Below are 17507 nucleotides of genomic sequence, written 5' to 3' on the forward strand. Positions count from 1 at the left end.
TATGCTATCGTAAGATGTGGTATTTTTACTATGTAAATAATAAACACGTGAGTTTAACTATACATTTCATTTTCAATAAAAAAAGCGGTTAAGCAATCAAAACTTACATATATCTCATGTGTTATGATTAAAAATTTTAAAAATTGATACATTTTATCATTGATATTACAGGCTTGTAGCTCAGGCGGTTAGAGCGCACCCCTGATAAGGGTGAGGACGGTGGTTCAATTCCACTCAGGCCTATAATAAAATCAATGCATTGAACTTAATTTAGATAGATAATGGAATGGTTAATATGCAATAAAATTTGCATATTTATGCATGCCTATAATACGTATATGCGATTGATCATTACAATCATTTTAACTATCTTAAATATATCGAGTGCAGATATCAGTAATCTTTAACTATGATTTTTCATTTTTTAAATTGTATTGAATATGTGTTAAATAAAAAAATCGATTTTTATGATTAAAATTTCATCTTTATAAGAAATAAATAGGAATTTGTGATATATATAGGTAATTAAACAATCTCAAATCAAATAAACTTAGCACATATGTATCCATATTAAGGTCGCAAACACTATGCCAGTTCGGGTATTAAGAAAATTGCCTGCGATAAAAATTTTACAGAACGAAGACATTTTTGTTATGCAAAAATCATGTAATACTTTTAAAGAACGAAATTCTTTAAAAGTATTGATTCTTAATTTAATGCCAAAAAAAATTGAAACAGAAAATCAATTCCTACGCGTACTATCAAATTCTCCTTTACAAGTTGATATTCAATTATTACGCATAGATAATCATGTTCCCAAACACACACCTGTCGAACATCTAAATAAATTTTATTGCAGTTTTCCAGATATCCAATATAAAAATTTCGATGGTTTAATTGTAACCGGAGCTCCTTTAGGGTTGATTGATTTTGAAGATATAACCTTTTGGCCTCAAATTAAGCAATTATTTTTATGGGCAAAAGAGCATATTAACTCAATATTATTTGTTTGTTGGGCAGTACAAGCAGCTTTAAAAATACTATACAATCTTCCTAAATTTACTCGACAACATAAATTAGTAGGAATTTACCAGCATAATACTATTAATTCACATGCACTTTTAACCAAAGGATTTGATGAAATATTTTTAGCACCTCATTCTCGTTATTCGGATTTCCCTAAGGATGTAATTTATCGGAATACAGATTTAGAAATTTTAGCAGAATCTGATGAAGCAGGCGCATATTTACTTATCAGTCAAGACAAGCGTTTAATATTTATCACTGGACATCCAGAATATGATGCGATGACTTTACATCAAGAGTATTATAGAGATTTAAAATTAGGATTAAGTCCGATGCTACCAGATCATTATTTTCCTCAAAACAATCCTAATTTAGCGCCTAAGATCAACTGGAGAAGTCACGCGTATTTATTGTTTGCCAATTGGTTAAATCATTATGTGTACAACATAAATATCACAAAACATTTCAGTTCTGTTTGAACAAATTGAATAAATAATAAATCATATTTTCTATTTTTAGAAAATCAACTTACAAAATCTAAGCTCAAAAAATTATAAATATTTCACACTCGTACAATTTATTCAAAACTACAGTTTTGTACTTATTGTTACTATAAGTGTAAAATAACTACGTATTTCAACTTTTATATGAAATTGATGATATCAATTAACTAAAAAATTATATTTATATATAGACAAGAACTCTTTAATTTATATAAATATGTGTGGAGATATGTATTATATTTATAAAAAAATAAATAGTTTTTCGTCATATTTATACATGATGCATAAGGTATGATATAGTTCTTTATATACATTACCCAACTCAATAGATATAGTAACGTCAACAAAGTATGTTGCGCCGAATAGCTTACTTTAAATTAAATTCTTATGCACTTACTTTTTACAATAGAACATAAGAAAATAAATCATGAAAAATATAAATCCTAGTCATACTAAATCCTGGCAAGATCTCAAACGTCATTTTGACGATATGAAGGACACATCAATTATCGATTTGTTCAATCAAGATAAATATAGGTTCAGTCGCTTCTCTAAAACATTTAACAATGAAATTTTAGTAGATTATTCAAAAAACTTAATTACAAACAAAACTATCATGAAACTAATATCCTTAGCTATTGAATGTGATCTGATAGCAGCTATTTCAGATATGTTTCGTGGTGAAAAAATTAATCGCAGTGAAAATCGTGCTGTACTACATATAGCTCTAAGAAACATAAAAAATACACCAATTTTAGTAGATGGATTTAACGTAATGCCACAAATAAATGTAGTACTAAATAAAATGAAACAATTTTGTAATCGGGTTATTCAAGGTAGTTGGACAGGCTATACAGATAAGATAATTACAGATATTGTTAATATAGGCATTGGAGGTTCCAATCTTGGGCCCTATATGGTCACTGAAGCATTAAAACCATATCAAAACCATTTAAACATGCATTTTGTTTCTAATATTGACGGTACACATATTTTTGAAACATTAAAAAATTTAAATCCAGAAAATACACTATTTGTAATAGCATCAAAAACTTTTACCACTCAAGAGACTATGACCAATGCGCTTAGCGCACGTAATTGGTTTTGTAAAGTTTCTTCCAATGCACAACATATATCGAAGCATTTTATAGCATTATCTACAAATACTATAGAAGTGCGTAAATTTGGTATTAATCCGTCAGACAATATGTTTAAGCTTTGGGATTGGGTAGGCGGACGTTATTCATTATGGTCATCAATTGGTTTACCGATAATGCTATCGCTAGGAGTTAGTAATTTTGAATTATTACTGACCGGAGCTCATGATATGGATATGCATTTTCATAACACACCGTTACATGAAAATCTGCCAGTAATTTTAGCGCTTATTGGTATCTGGTACAATAATTTCTTTCAATCAGAAACTGAAGCCATTCTTCCCTATGATCAATACATGCATCGTTTCACAGCATATTTGCAGCAAGTAAATATGGAATCTAATGGAAAATGTGTAGATCGAAATGGACGCCCTATTACTACATATCAAACTGGTCCTATTATATGGGGAGAACCTGGGACTAATGGACAACATTCATTTTATCAATTGCTTCATCAAGGTACTAAAATGGTTCCATGTGATTTTATAGCTCCAGCAATCAGTCATAACACTATATCTGATCATCATGAAAAATTAATATCAAATTTTTTGGCTCAAACTAAAGCGTTAGCTTTCGGAAATACACATGCAACATCAATTCAAAAATATATAAAATCTAAAAAAAATTACAGAAACGAACAATATGTCGCTCCTTGTAAGTTATGTAAAGGAAATAATCCTAGTAATTCTATTTTAGTTAAAAAAATCACCCCTTATACTTTAGGAGCTTTGATTGCTTTATATGAACATAAAATATTTACACAAGGTATTATTTTTAATATTTATACTTTTGATCAATGGGGGGTGGAATTAGGAAAGCAACTGGCTGACAGTATTTTACCGGAATTAAAATATGAAAATATCACCTCTAAACAGCATGACAGCTCAACTCGCGGTTTAATAGATTCTTACAAATTTTGGCGTAATCAATGTGGTTCTTGATTCATAAAATCGTGTTCAATTATATAGTTAAGACATTAGGAATAATTTGTCTTTATTAGTATTTTGTCATATTTAAAACATTCTATGATCTTCTCAGAAAAAGATAATACATGACATTCCGAGTAATTTTTTCACGATATAAAACCCAATGATTTGGAATTATACTAGCATTAAAAATATTTCTATTTTTAGGGGTTTCTATATAAATCCAAGATTTTTTTTTCAATAGATTACATGTTTCTAATAAAAGAATAACCTCAGGTATGATATTGTCCTGAAAAGGAGGATCAAGAAAGATTACATTATAAGTCATAATTGATTGTTGTAACCAAGAGCGACAATCAGTATATATTATCTCACTGTTATATGCTGAAAAAGACTGCGTGACTTCCATCAACGCAGTGGTACAAATACGATTATTATCTAAAAAAGTTACTTTACTAGCCCCTCTAGATAATGATTCTAAACCTAATGCGCCGCTTCCAGCAAAACAATCTAAACATACCGCATTAGAAATAATAGGATTAAGCCAACTGAATAACATTTCACGCATACGATTAGTAGTTGGTCGTATCTTAGCATTCCGAAGGATTGGTATATTCCTTCCTTTCCATTTACCACCAATAATCTTGATTTTTCTGGATACACCTAAATGTAATTTATTTTTCATGCATTCGCTATATTTCTGAGTTTAAAAATAACGATTCACAGGATATCTTTATCTTTTAAAATAAATATTTTTATTATGAACCACAAATCATCAACTTGTTTTATTCCATATAAATCTAATTACTTATACATAAACTATAAAAATATTACAATTATAGTTTTTGATACTTCTTCATATATCTACCACCCATTTATTTTTGTTATACTTTCTATTAGTTGCATTTACGTTATATAATCATATATGGCGTATTACATCTAAATATTTCGTGTTTTTAAAAATACAAAATAAACAATATCAATTAAAATTAATTAACAAAATATCTAAAAAAACATAAAAAATAATGAAAACAAAATCACATATGTTGATAATAATTATGAGGTAAATATATATATGAATCGTGCATATAATTTATTTAGCAAACTGAAGCAAAGTTTATTAAATACTCGAAAAAAATTAGGTGATAATATCATGGATTTAGTTCATGATAAAAGAATTGATACAGCTACGCTGGATAAAATTAAGAATCAGTTATTAATTGCAGATATAAATATACACACTACAAAAAAAATCATTAATAATTTGAGAAATTATATTAATGTTAATGGAAACTGTGATGAAAAATCTTTTCACGATACATTACGTAACGAAATGTTAAAAATAGTTACACTCGTCGACAAACCGTTTTTTTTACAAGAAAAAAAACCATTTATTATGTTAATAGTAGGAGTTAATGGTGTGGGAAAAACTACTACTATTGGAAAATTAGCACATTATTACCGATTAGAGAATAAAACTGTAATGTTAGCAGCAGGAGATACCTGTAGAGCAGCAGCTGCTGATCAATTAAAAATTTTAGGAGAACGTAGTGGTTGCGTTACAGTCATCAAAAAAAATACCACTGCAGATTCTGCTTCAATAGTTTTTGATGCTATTAAAATAGCTAAAATAAAATCTGTTGATTTACTTATTATAGACACCGCAGGAAGATTACAAAATAAAATACATGCTATGGAAGAACTAAAAAAAATTATCAGAGTAATAAAAAAAATTGATACAGAAGCACCTCATGAAATCGTATTAGTTCTTGATGCCAACATCGGACAAAATTCTATAAATCAAGTACGTATGTTCAATGAAGCTATTAAAATTACAGGAATAATTATGACTAAATTAGATGGTAGCGCTAAGGGAGGAACTCTTTTATCTATTGCTGATCATTTTTCAATACCAATAAGATATGTTGGAATAGGGCAAAATATTGATGACTTACAACCCTTTATATCACACAATTTTGTTGAAGCTATTTTAAAAGAACAAACTCAATAACAAAAATACTCATAATTTATATTAGTATCTATTGAGAACAAGATACTAATATAAATAACAATAAAAATAATTACATCAACAATTATTAAAAATAATGTCATTAATATTTATTATGCTTACAAGCAGTTTCATCCAAACAGACCAATTTATAAGAATTAAAATCAGCACTTGTCATGCCTTTAAATAGAAAAAAAATCATAACCCTAGCATATTGATTCAAAGACATCATTTAATACAATAGCACAAATTAATAACAATGAATCAAAAAATATAACCTCTAGGATACTGGATACTTTATACATAATCTACAATCATCAATGTTAATTGAAATTCAGATTTCATTGCTAAAATGATTTAACGAATTATTGGATGGGATTAAATGGGAAATAATTAATGATAACAGGTAATTTTATGATATTATATATACAATTTAAATTAATAATAGCATCAAATGATGATTGTGTTATTGCATATAATATTTAGTGTTATGTATCAGTTCTATTGTCGACACAAAATTTTTTAATAAAAGTTCTAATGCAATTGAATATGTGTGCATTAATGCACATATATTATCAGCATACGCATGGTTATTTTAGGAGAATAAATGCCTAAATATATACAAAAAAATATAACTTTGGTTCCTCAAGGGAACTTAGAAGCATATATAAGAGCCGCCAATGCCTACACTATGTTAACAGCAGAAGAAGAAAAAACGCTAGCTCAACGCTTATATTATCATGGAGATTTAGATGCTGCAAAAAAACTCATTGTATCGCATCTAAGATTTGTTATTCACGTTTCTCGTAATTATTCTGGTTATGGCTTAGCGCAGGCCGATTTAATACAAGAAGGTAATATTGGATTAATGAAAGCTGTCCGGAGATTTAATCCAGAATTAGATGTTCGTTTAGTATCATTTGCTGTGCACTGGATTAAATCAGAAATCCATGAATATGTTTTAAAAAACTGGCGTATTGTAAAAATCGCTACTACTAAAGCACAGCGTAAACTATTTTTTAATCTACGCAAAACTAAACAACGTTTAGGTTGGTTTAATGCAGGAGAAATAGAAGTAGTTGCAAAAGCACTAAATGTAACTAGCAAAGACGTACGTGAAATGGAATCTCGAATGTCAGCACAAGATATGAATTTTGAACAATCTTCAGATGACGATAATCGAGGAATATCAATAGCACCTATGTTATATTTACAAGATAAAATCGTTTCTTCTAATGAAGAAGATGAATGGATCGATCAGGTTGGTAATAAACTAAATGCAGCTATAAACACTTTAGATAAACGCAGCCAACACATTATTCGTGCCCGATGGTTAAATGTAGACAATAAAAGTACATTACAAGAATTAGCTAATCAATACGGTGTTTCCGCTGAACGAGTACGTCAATTAGAAAAAAATGCAATGAAAAAAATGAGATTAATCATACAAAATTAATTAGATTTTTTTAATTTGATTTACAAAACCAAACGATATAAAAAACCATTAGCACGTGTATATAATTTATTAATTTTAATTATTTGACTATAAGCTAAATTATTTGATATAATTCGCGATAATTAATAATTGCAATGTTGTGTATATTAAGTTTATAAAGTAATCATATAACTATATAATACAGAATCAACTGTAAATTTATTTTTCAATATCCAGATTGATTATTAGCACCTGACGCTTTTTTTAAATATTTTCTACTCTACATTTTTATGAACACCTCATATAATCAAATATGATCATGGAGTAAATTATGACAATTATCGGTCATACATTGGGATTTCCCCGTATTGGATTACATAGAGAACTAAAGTATGCTCTAGAATACTATTGGAATGGGAAGATAAAAGAAAATAAATTACTAGAAATAGGTCGTACATTACGCAGACGTCATTGGAAACAACAGAAAGATTCCGGTATCGATTGGATCCCAGTAGGCGATTTTGCATGGTATGATCATGTTTTGACTACTAGCATGATGCTCAATAATATTCCAAATAGACACCGAACTGATCAAGAAAATGATAATTTAACAACATTATTTAGAATAAGTCGAGGATATTCTTTCAACAAAAAACTAATACCGCCTGCAGAAATGAAAAAATGGTTCAATACAAATTATCATTATATAGTACCCGAATTTGTTCACACTCAAGAATTTAGATTGAATTGGATGCAATTATTCGATGAAATAGATGAAGCTTTGTCTCTAAAATATACAGTAAAACCAATACTACTTGGCCCAATTAGTTATCTTTGGTTAGGAAAAGTAAAAGGAAAAAAATTTGATCGATTATCACTATTACCTAATTTATTATCAGTATATCAAGAAATATTAGATATATTATCATCAAAAAATATTGATTGGGTACAAATTGATGAACCCATATTAGTTTTAGAGCTACCGTTCCAATGGCTAGAAGCATATCTAAGCACATATGAACAACTTCATGGTACAGTTAAATTGCTGTTAACTACTTACTTTGATAATATATATCATCAATTAGATATTATTACACAATTAAAAATAGATGGTCTACATGCAGACCTAGTTTCCAACTCTGATAACATACCTTTACTTCATGCACAATTACCAAAACATTGGGTACTATCAGCAGGAGTAATTAACGGACGTAATATATGGAAAACTAATTTACATAACTGGTTTAAAAAATTATCCCCTTTAGTGGGAGAGCGTAAATTATGGATAGGTTCTTCCTGTTCTTTTTTACATAGTCCTATCGATCTAAATATAGAGACAAAACTAAAAAAACACATTAAAGAATGGTTTGCCTTTGCAGTACAAAAATGTTGCGAAATAAAAATGTTATGCACTGCTTTGAACGCTAAATACGCAGACGACTCGACACACGAAGATATACTTAGTGAATATTACGTGTCCAATAATTTGAGATCTGATTCCAGTGCAATTTATAATATACAAGTTAAAAAACGTCTCGAAGATATCAATGAAATTGCACATTCTAGATGTGCTCCATACGCAACACGAGTTACATTACAGCATAAGAAGCTTAATTTACCATTGCTTCCAACAACTACTATCGGTTCGTTTCCTCAAACTAAAGAAATTCGTAAACTTCGTTTTCGTTTCAAAAATAATCAAATCAATAAAGAAGATTATCATCTTAATATCAAGAATTATATTAAAGAAATTATTATAGAACAAGAAAAATTAGGTTTAGACGTTTTAGTGCATGGAGAACCAGAACGAAATGACATGGTAGAATATTTTGGAGAAAATTTAAATGGATTTATATTTACTCAAAATGGATGGGTACAAAGTTATGGTTCACGTTGCGTAAAACCTCCAGTAATTATTGGAGATATTAGTCGCTCAAAACCCATTACTACAGAATGGATCAATTACGCTCAGTCATTGACTAAAAAACCAATAAAAGGTATATTAACTGGGCCTGTCACTATAATGTATTGGTCATTCCCACGCGAAGATATACAACGAAAAACAATAGCACTACAATTAGCATTATCGATACGCGATGAAGTAATCGACTTAGAAAAATTTGGCATTGGAATCATACAAATTGATGAGCCAGCCTTACGAGAAGGATTACCTTTAAAACATTCTGATCAAAAAAAATATTTAGAATGGGCAATTGATGTCTTTAGGATAACTGTATCGTCGGTGAAAGATGAAACTCAGATTCATACTCATATGTGTTATTCTGAATTTAGTGATATCATGGATAGTATCCTAGCATTAGATGCAGATGTAATCAGCATAGAAGCATCTAGGTCAGACGAAAAAATGTTACAATCTATACAATATGTAACCAAGAATTTAAACGAAATTGGACCAGGAATATACGATATTCATTCTCCAAATGCACCAACTCAAAACGAGCTTATCACAAAAATTAATCAATTGTTAAAATATATCCCAAAACAACGTTTATGGATTAATCCTGATTGCGGGTTAAAGACGAGATCATGGCCTGAAACTAAACAATCATTGAGTAATATGGTGTCTGCGGCTAAATTATTACGCAAACAATCATATTTACCATAAATTATCGCAATAATCTTATTCATTGATTGTATACAATTAATATCCAGATAAAAATTACCATTTTTACTAGTGAAATCATGGTCATTGAAATTATCTATTTAAAGAACGATTATTAGATAAGTTACAATTAATATTATTTAATTTATAAAATAAAAATTTGGAAAAATATTCCACTAATTTTAAATACTTGACAATAGCTCTTAAAAAATCACGCAATTAGATTTATTATGACTATAATTAATACATTTCACTTAGGTTTAAAGATCAGGGACCTTCAAGGAGCGACTTTAGCTATTCTTCCAGGCGATCCTAATAGAGTAAAAAAAATCGCTTCTTTAATGGACGAATCAAAATATATTTCTAGTCATCGAGAATTTACTACTTGGTCTTCAAAAATTAACGGAGATACAATCATTGTTTGTTCTACAGGTATAGGTGGTCCATCTACTTCCATTGCAGTGGAAGAATTATCCCAATTAGGCATACGCACATTCTTACGTGTAGGTACTGCAGGAGCTATTCAAAAACACATAAAAATAGGCGATATATTAATTACCACTGCAGCCGTTCGCTGTGATGGAGCAAGTCAACATTTTGCTCCATTAGAATTTCCAGCAGTAGCAGATTTATCGTGTACTATGGCTTTAATTAAAGCAGCTAAAAACATTGGGATTAAATCACATTTTGGTGTAACCGTATCTTCAGATACATTTTATCCTGGACAAGAAAGAGAGGATACATATTCTGGACGAGTTATTCAAAAATTGCGCGGATCCATGGAAGAATGGAAAAACCTGGGAGTTATAAGTTACGAAATGGAATCTGCAACACTACTAACTATGTGTTTAGCTCAAGGATTACGGGCAGGAGTGGTTACAGGTGTTATTGTAAACCGTACACAAAAAGAAACTCCAAACATTGATTTGATACACCATACTGAATACATGGCAATTAAAGTTGTAATAGAAGGTGCTCATATTCTTATGAATAAAAACAATACTTTACATAATTATTTAAAATAATATTAATTGTCACTTTTGAGATCTTTTAATTCATTCAAAATATATTTCATAACTTGAAAAATTTTTGAACAACATATTTTCTTTAAAATCAAAGAATCTTAAATAAAATTTAATATGTTGTATTATCTAAGAAAATATGTTGTTTAAAACATAATATAAACCTTATGTCGTCTAGTTGTATTCCTAGATTATTGATATATTGCATATCAATAATAATGCATAATTACTATAAGATTATGTATCAATATATTTTATAACAGAGAATATATGCCAATTACCTCATTTCACTTATATAACATAATTAGCATGTTCATAGGTTTCTTAATATCTGGAATATTTTTTCAGATTATAAGAAAAAGTTACATTAAAAAATACCATAATGACTACGCAGCTCATAAGAACGCCTTATCTGTCATGACACAAAATTTAAAAAATGAGTCTGCTTCACGTTATAATATAGAACAGAAATTGCAAAAAGAATCACAAATAGTATATGAACTACATGGTAAATTATCTACCGCCGAAGAACGTTTGAAATTATTAGATCATTATCATCAAAAATGTGAAAAACTAAATCACGAATTACATATGCAATTAAATTTAAATCATGCTCAAGAATTAAAACTACAGGAATTAAACATTCGGTTAGAAGAACATAAATTAGCAACAGAAGAAAAACAAAAATTATTTATCGATAATGAAAACCGATTAACTATGCAATTTGAAAATTTAGCAAATCGTATCTTTGATCAAAGCGGATATAAAATAGATAAGCAAAATCGAATAACTCTTGAAAAAACATTATATCCATTGCGAGAACAACTAGAAGGATTTAAAAGTCAAATAGAAAACAATTTCTCAAAAGAGGAGCAATCGAGACATGCTCTGACATATGAAATTCATAATTTACATCAATTAAACACGAAAATTACTCAAGAAACTATCAATCTAACACAAGCATTGAAAGGAAACAATAAAACACAAGGAAGTTGGGGAGAAATAATTTTAACTCGCGCATTAGAAGCATCTGGTATGCGTGAAGGTCATGAATTTCATGTACAAGTCAGCATAAAACAAACTGATGGAAACAAATTACAACCTGATGTGATTATACATTTACCCCATGGTAAAGATGTAATAATTGATTCTAAAGTATACCTAGTAGCTTATGAACGTTATTTCAATAGCGATAACGAAAAAGATCAACGATCAGCTATTATTGAGCACGTAAATTCATTACGTGCTCATATAAAATTATTAAGTAAAAAAGATTATCAAAAATTATTTGGATTAAACACATTAGATTATATTTTGAAGTTTGTTCCTATTGAATCAGCTTTCATGCTAGCCATCAAAAAAGAAGCATCATTATTAACAGATGCTATGCGATATAATATTATGTTAATCAGCCCTACAACACTATTAATAGCTTTGCGCACCATAAATAATTTATGGCGTTATGAATATCAAAATTGTCACGCTAAAAAAATTGCTGATAAAGCAGGACGATTGTACGATAAACTACGGTTGTTTATGGATGACTTGAATAAAATTGGCCTCTATCTGAATAAAGCAGAAGTTATTTATAGCGCAGCAAAAAATAAATTTTCTGAAGGAAAAGGTAACATTATAAGCCAAGCAGAAGGTTTTCGAGCACTTGGAGTACAAATAAAACAACCAATTGTTGCTAATGTGATGTCGTCACATGACATATTTTTATGTGATAAACAAAATAATTCTTCTGATCCATCCAATTTTGAAGATAATCTCACTAAAAATACATCTCATAAATCTTTATCAAATCCTTGAAACAAGCATATTTACATATGTGACTTGATAAAACTATAATGCTATTTTAGTGAAATCAATATTTTTGATAAATAGAAATGTAGTTGGTAAATATTACGATATATAAACGAATATGAATAATAAATATGAAAAAGACATAACTCATTTTGGTTTTAAAAACGTTTACAAAAATAAGAAAGCATCATTAGTGTCTAATATATTCCACACTGTAGCATCGCAATATGATTTAATGAATGATTTAATGTCATTTGGGATACATAGAATATGGAAACAATTTGTGATTTATCACAGTGAAGTATATGTTGGATGCAATGTACTGGATCTAGCTGGAGGTACTGGAGATTTAAGTATTCCATTTTCCAGATTAGTAGGTAACACAGGAATAGTAGTATTAGCAGATATCAATTCTTCCATGCTACATATAGGACAAAAGAAACTACGCAATTTAGGCATACTAAATAATGTGTTATACATTCAAGCTGATGCTGAATCTCTGCCTTTTTCTGAAAATACTTTTGATTGTGTTGCTGTTTCTTTTGGATTACGTAATTTTACAAATAAAGAGCAAGCATTATTTTCAATACATAGAGTACTAAAACCTAAAGGAAAATTATTAATTTTAGATTTTGGGGTACCCGTGTTTAAAATATTAAATAAAATATATGATTTATATTCATTTCATATTTTACCAAAAATAGGTGAATGTGTAACTCAAGATATTAATAGCTATCGTTATCTTGTAGAATCTATTCGTATGCATCCAGATCAAGAAACTTTAAAAAATATGATAATAAAAGCAGGATTCAAAAATGTCGAATATTTCAACATGACTTTCGGAATTGCTGTATTACATTACGCTTATAAATGTTAAAATGATTTATATTAAGTAAGTTATGAAGATCAATAATATTGCTATTCGTTTATACTATTAAAACAATGAATATTTATTCGAATCTTACAAAAGTATTTCATATCGAGTTCACAAACCTATAATATCCAATTGTTTTATATATTAATAAAAAACAAATTATTTGTATCTTTATGTTTATAACAATAACATATAAAAACAGTGATACCATTACCGTATGAATACACACCCTACAATACAGTGCATGAAAAATATATTCATATTAAAATTAAATGAGATCTATAATAGGATGTGTAATAATAATAATAAATAAATAAATACGAAATTTAATTAAATAGGAGTACCTAATATTTAGTTTAAACATTACTAATATTCATTGTATGTACATCAAACTGATATTTCATAAGACAAATTAAATTGGCATTCAATACTCATAAGCTTCTATTAAAAATAAATATTAATTAAAAATATTTTCAATATAACTATATTTGATAGTAGTGTAGGAACACGAGGTAAATTTATTGAACCGAAAGTAACCCTCATAAAGAGATATGCTTAATCATTTCAAACAAATTATAGGAAATCTGATGTTTTTTGATGAACTATATCGACTTTTTTCCATAATAAAAACAATATTAAATTATGGATTGAGTGATTTCGTTCCCACTCATCGACTAATTTTTCCATTAAGAATAGGTAATAGATTTCTTTTGCACTCTTTAAATAAACATTCCCAACTGACTTTAGGGGAAAGATTGCGTTTAGCATTACAAGAGTTAGGTCCAATATGGATCAAATTTGGTCAAATGCTTTCCACTCGACGAGATATCTTTTCAGATGCCGTTGCAGACCAACTATCAATATTACAAGATCGTGTGGCTCCTTTCGACGGAATTATTGCTAAAAGGTATATAGAACAATCTATTGGAAATTCATTGGAAACATGGTTTAAAGATTTTCAAGAGATACCATTGGCATCTGCATCTATTGCACAAGTACATTCTGCCAGATTAAAAAAAAACAATAAAGATATAGTAATTAAAATTATTCGACCAGGTCTTTTACCTATTATTAAAGTAGATATATGCTTAATGTATAGATTGTCCAAATGGATTTATAAATTTCTACCAGAAGGACGTAAATTTAAATTTTCAGAAGTTGTTGCAGAATACGAAAAAACTCTGTTTAACGAACTGAACTTACTAAAAGAAACAGCTAATACTATTCAATTAAGAAGAAATTTTAAAAAAAGTCAAATATTATATATACCCAAAGTATATGTAGATTTTTGTAATGAAAATGTTATGGTTATGGAGCGTATTTATGGTATACCTGTATATGATTTGGTTGCGTTAAAAAAACAAAAAACTAATATGAAATTATTAGCGGAACGCGGAATAGAAGTATTTTTTACTCAAGTATTTCGAGATGGTTTTTTTCACGGAGATATGCATCCTGGTAATATCTTTATTAGTTATAAACATCCAGGAAATCCAAAATATATTAGTGTTGACTGTGGGATTATTGGGTCTTTAAATAAAAAAGATAAATACTATTTAGCAGCAAATTTTATAGCATTTTTTAATCGTGATTATCGTAAAATAGCTGAATTACATCTTGATTCAGGTTGGATACCCGTTGATACCAAAATTGAAGATTTTGAATGCGCCATGAGAACAGTATTCGAACCAATTTTTGAACAACCATTAGAAAAAATTCCTTTTAGTAAAATATTGTTGTACTTATTTAATACCGCACGACATTTTAATATGGAAATACAACCTCAATTAATTTTATTACAAAAAACTTTATTATATATCGAAGGAATAGTTAGACAACTATATCCAAATCTGAATCTTTGGACATCTGCTCAACCTTTTTTAAAAAAGTGGATGCGGGACCAATTAAAATTATCAAAAACAGTATGTACTTTAAAAGACAAGATACCTTATTGGATAGATAAAATACCGGAATTACCTACATTGTTATCTAATGAATTTAAACGTTCTTATATCTTACAAGAAAAAATAGAAACATTAATAAGAGAATTAAGCATTCAGCGAACTAATCACGGTCAAGCATTATTTTTATTCGGTGTTGGCGCAATGTTAATTACTAGCAGTATTTTCTTATACATACAAGATAAATACTTAAAAATTTTTTCTATTTTTTTATTTTCAGTTGGCATCTTTATTTGGATAATAGGTTGGAAACGCATTATTTAAATCCACAATAATACTGTTACTGTTTTATTGAATTGTATTTTCTAATACAAGTTCATGTGAACATGCAAATAAATATCTTATTTTAAATAAATGTTAAAATAGAAAAATATAGCTAATTTCAATCATAAATTTAAAACTATATTTAATGACATCATGCAATATTTTCAATATTATTAATTGCAACAATATTTAATGATTATTAAAAAACTATGAAATATAAAGATTTACGTGATTTTATAACAATCTTAGAACATAGAGGAGAGTTAAAAAGAATTAAATTTCCTATTAGTCCTGATTTAGAAATAACAGAAATTGCTGATCGTACTATTAAATCTGGAGGTCCAGCGCTCTTTTTTGAAAATCCTAAAGGATATGCAATACCTGTTCTTTGTAATTTATTTGGCACCCCTAACAGGATAGCCTTAGGGATGGGAAAAGAAAACATTTTATCTTTACGTGATGTTGGAAAATTACTTGCATTTTTAAGAGCACCTGAATTACCGACAGGAATGCATGATTTTTTTTCTAAAATACCTCATTTTCGTCATATCCTACATATGCCCATTAAGCGTGTCAGTACAGCTCCGTGCCAAGAAAATGTTTGGTGCAACCAAGATGTAGATATCACACATATGCCAATAATGCGTTGTTGGCCTCAAGATATATCCCCTGTAATTACTTGGGGTATCACGATCACCCGTGGTCTAAAAAGTAAACGACAAAACCTTGGAATTTATCGTCAACAAGTACTATCTAAAAACAAAATCATTATAAGATGGTTATCTCATCGTGGTGGCGCATTAGATTTTCAAGAATGGCATAAAAATACTTCAGAAAAAAGATTTCCAATCACTATAGCATTAGGAGCTGATCCAGCTACTTTGATAGGAGCAGTAGTTCCTATTCCCGATACGTTATCAGAATATGCTTTTTCTGGTTTACTAAGAGGTTGTAGAACTGAAGTGATCAAATGCATTTCATGCGACTTAGATGTTCCAGCTAATTCTGAAATTATATTAGAAGGATATTTAGAACGAGATGAAATGGCAATGGAAGGTCCTTTTGGAGATCATACAGGATATTATAACACTACTAATAAATTTCCAGTATGTACTATTACCCATATTACCCAACGGAACAACCCAATTTATCATTCTACGTATACTGGGCGACCACCAGATGAACCTGCAATTCTTGGAATGGCGATGAATGAAGTATTTATCCCCATTTTACAAAAACAATTCCCGGAGATTATAGATTTTTATTTACCTCCTGAAGGTTGCTCATATAGATTAGCTATTGTGACTATAAAAAAACAATATATTGGACACGCTAAACGTATAATTTTCGGAATATGGTCCTTTTTGAAACAATTTATGTATACTAAATTTATTATTATATGTGACGACGATATTAATGCTCGAGATTGGAATGATGTAGTATGGGCGATAACCACACGAATGGATCCTGATCGAGATACCATAATAGTAAAAAATACTCCAATTGATTATCTTGATTTTTCTAGCCCAATTTCTGGTTTAGGCTCTAAAATAGGTATTGATGCAACAAATAAATGGTCAGGAGAAACTGAAAGAGAATGGGGTATTCCTATTCAAATGAAGGATACAGTGCGACATTATATTGATAGTATTTGGGACAAATTAGACATACTACTTTATAATAAAAAATAATACAGTTCAAATACACCAAATTAAATACATAGCAATATTTATAAATATTTAGCGATACAAATAAAAGATATACTGCAATTTATATGAATAAATCATCGCATATACATATGTATTGCTATATTAAAATAAATTTATATAAGCTCTCCATTCATCATAACATATAATCATTGCTCTGAAGTTCCAAGTATAATATTATGAATAGGTTTGTAAT

11 protein-coding genes and 1 tRNA gene are annotated in these 17507 nt (G+C 28.9%); 11 read left to right on the top strand and 1 reads right to left on the bottom strand.

The window, feature by feature from the left end; all coding sequences use genetic code 11:
• The first annotated feature begins 169 nt into the window (after nucleotides 1-169).
• From M9409_RS02795 to pgi, 3 genes are all read left to right on the top strand, one after another.
• Nucleotides 170-243: transfer RNA gene (locus M9409_RS02795), tRNA-Ile, on the top strand.
• 344 nt (nucleotides 244-587) lie between these two features.
• A complete protein-coding gene (locus tag M9409_RS02800; protein WP_250226848.1) occupies nucleotides 588-1505 on the top strand; it encodes a homoserine O-succinyltransferase in 918 nt (305 codons plus the stop codon).
• 451 nt (nucleotides 1506-1956) lie between these two features.
• Complete coding sequence (gene pgi / locus M9409_RS02805; protein ID WP_250226849.1) at nucleotides 1957-3627, top strand: glucose-6-phosphate isomerase; 1671 nt, start codon at nucleotides 1957-1959, stop codon at nucleotides 3625-3627.
• Nucleotides 3628-3709: 82 nt separating this feature from the next.
• On the opposite strand, the gene rsmD is transcribed toward pgi, so the two are convergent.
• A complete protein-coding gene (gene rsmD, locus M9409_RS02810; RefSeq protein WP_250226850.1) occupies nucleotides 3710-4297 on the bottom strand; it encodes a 16S rRNA (guanine(966)-N(2))-methyltransferase RsmD in 588 nt (195 codons plus the stop codon).
• A 390-nt stretch (nucleotides 4298-4687) separates the two neighbouring features.
• Between rsmD and ftsY the strand changes: the two genes are divergently transcribed.
• The 8 genes from ftsY to ubiD all read left to right on the top strand — a co-directional run bounded on the left by ftsY (nucleotide 4688) and on the right by ubiD (nucleotide 17296).
• Nucleotides 4688-5623, top strand: coding sequence for a signal recognition particle-docking protein FtsY (ftsY, locus tag M9409_RS02815; RefSeq protein WP_250226851.1), 936 nt, complete (start codon nucleotides 4688-4690; stop codon nucleotides 5621-5623).
• 604 nt (nucleotides 5624-6227) lie between these two features.
• The gene (rpoH, locus tag M9409_RS02820) at nucleotides 6228-7076 is read left to right on the top strand and encodes an RNA polymerase sigma factor RpoH (protein WP_250226852.1); all 849 of its coding nucleotides are present in this window, start codon (nucleotides 6228-6230) and stop codon (nucleotides 7074-7076) included.
• Between the two features lie 310 nt (nucleotides 7077-7386).
• Nucleotides 7387-9681: a 5-methyltetrahydropteroyltriglutamate--homocysteine S-methyltransferase gene (gene metE, locus M9409_RS02825; RefSeq protein ID WP_250226853.1), complete on the top strand. Its 2295-nt coding sequence runs from the start codon at nucleotides 7387-7389 to the stop codon at nucleotides 9679-9681.
• Nucleotides 9682-9908: 227 nt separating this feature from the next.
• Nucleotides 9909-10703 (top strand): uridine phosphorylase, encoded by a 795-nt coding sequence (gene udp, locus M9409_RS02830; RefSeq protein ID WP_250226854.1) that lies wholly within the window; start codon nucleotides 9909-9911, stop codon nucleotides 10701-10703.
• A gap of 267 nt (nucleotides 10704-10970) precedes the next feature.
• Nucleotides 10971-12512, top strand: coding sequence for a DNA recombination protein RmuC (gene rmuC, locus M9409_RS02835; RefSeq protein ID WP_420022260.1), 1542 nt, complete (start codon nucleotides 10971-10973; stop codon nucleotides 12510-12512).
• A gap of 112 nt (nucleotides 12513-12624) precedes the next feature.
• Nucleotides 12625-13383 (top strand): bifunctional demethylmenaquinone methyltransferase/2-methoxy-6-polyprenyl-1,4-benzoquinol methylase UbiE, encoded by a 759-nt coding sequence (gene ubiE, locus M9409_RS02840; protein ID WP_250226856.1) that lies wholly within the window; start codon nucleotides 12625-12627, stop codon nucleotides 13381-13383.
• Nucleotides 13384-13967: 584 nt separating this feature from the next.
• Nucleotides 13968-15605, top strand: a complete 1638-nt coding sequence (gene ubiB, locus M9409_RS02845) for a ubiquinone biosynthesis regulatory protein kinase UbiB (protein ID WP_250227210.1) — start codon at nucleotides 13968-13970, stop codon at nucleotides 15603-15605.
• 209 nt (nucleotides 15606-15814) lie between these two features.
• Nucleotides 15815-17296, top strand: a complete 1482-nt coding sequence (ubiD, locus tag M9409_RS02850; RefSeq protein ID WP_250226857.1) for a 4-hydroxy-3-polyprenylbenzoate decarboxylase — start codon at nucleotides 15815-15817, stop codon at nucleotides 17294-17296.
• Nucleotides 17297-17507: the final 211 nt, after the last annotated feature.

The organism is Blochmannia endosymbiont of Camponotus sp. C-046 (assembly GCF_023585865.1).
Classification (GTDB): Bacteria; Pseudomonadota; Gammaproteobacteria; order Enterobacterales; family Enterobacteriaceae; genus Blochmanniella.

Coding starts and splice junctions, on each gene's coding strand:
- ubiB (WP_250227210.1), top strand. CDS start 13,968: ATGTTTTTTGATGAACTATATCGACTTTTTTCCATAATAAAAACAATA.
- rmuC (WP_420022260.1), top strand. CDS start 10,971: ATGCCAATTACCTCATTTCACTTATATAACATAATTAGCATGTTCATA.
- ftsY (WP_250226851.1), top strand. CDS start 4,688: ATGAATCGTGCATATAATTTATTTAGCAAACTGAAGCAAAGTTTATTA.
- pgi (WP_250226849.1), top strand. CDS start 1,957: ATGAAAAATATAAATCCTAGTCATACTAAATCCTGGCAAGATCTCAAA.
- ubiD (WP_250226857.1), top strand. CDS start 15,815: ATGAAATATAAAGATTTACGTGATTTTATAACAATCTTAGAACATAGA.
- udp (WP_250226854.1), top strand. CDS start 9,909: ATGACTATAATTAATACATTTCACTTAGGTTTAAAGATCAGGGACCTT.
- M9409_RS02800 (WP_250226848.1), top strand. CDS start 588: ATGCCAGTTCGGGTATTAAGAAAATTGCCTGCGATAAAAATTTTACAG.
- ubiE (WP_250226856.1), top strand. CDS start 12,625: ATGAATAATAAATATGAAAAAGACATAACTCATTTTGGTTTTAAAAAC.
- rsmD (WP_250226850.1), bottom strand. CDS start 4,297: ATGAAAAATAAATTACATTTAGGTGTATCCAGAAAAATCAAGATTATT.
- rpoH (WP_250226852.1), top strand. CDS start 6,228: ATGCCTAAATATATACAAAAAAATATAACTTTGGTTCCTCAAGGGAAC.
- metE (WP_250226853.1), top strand. CDS start 7,387: ATGACAATTATCGGTCATACATTGGGATTTCCCCGTATTGGATTACAT.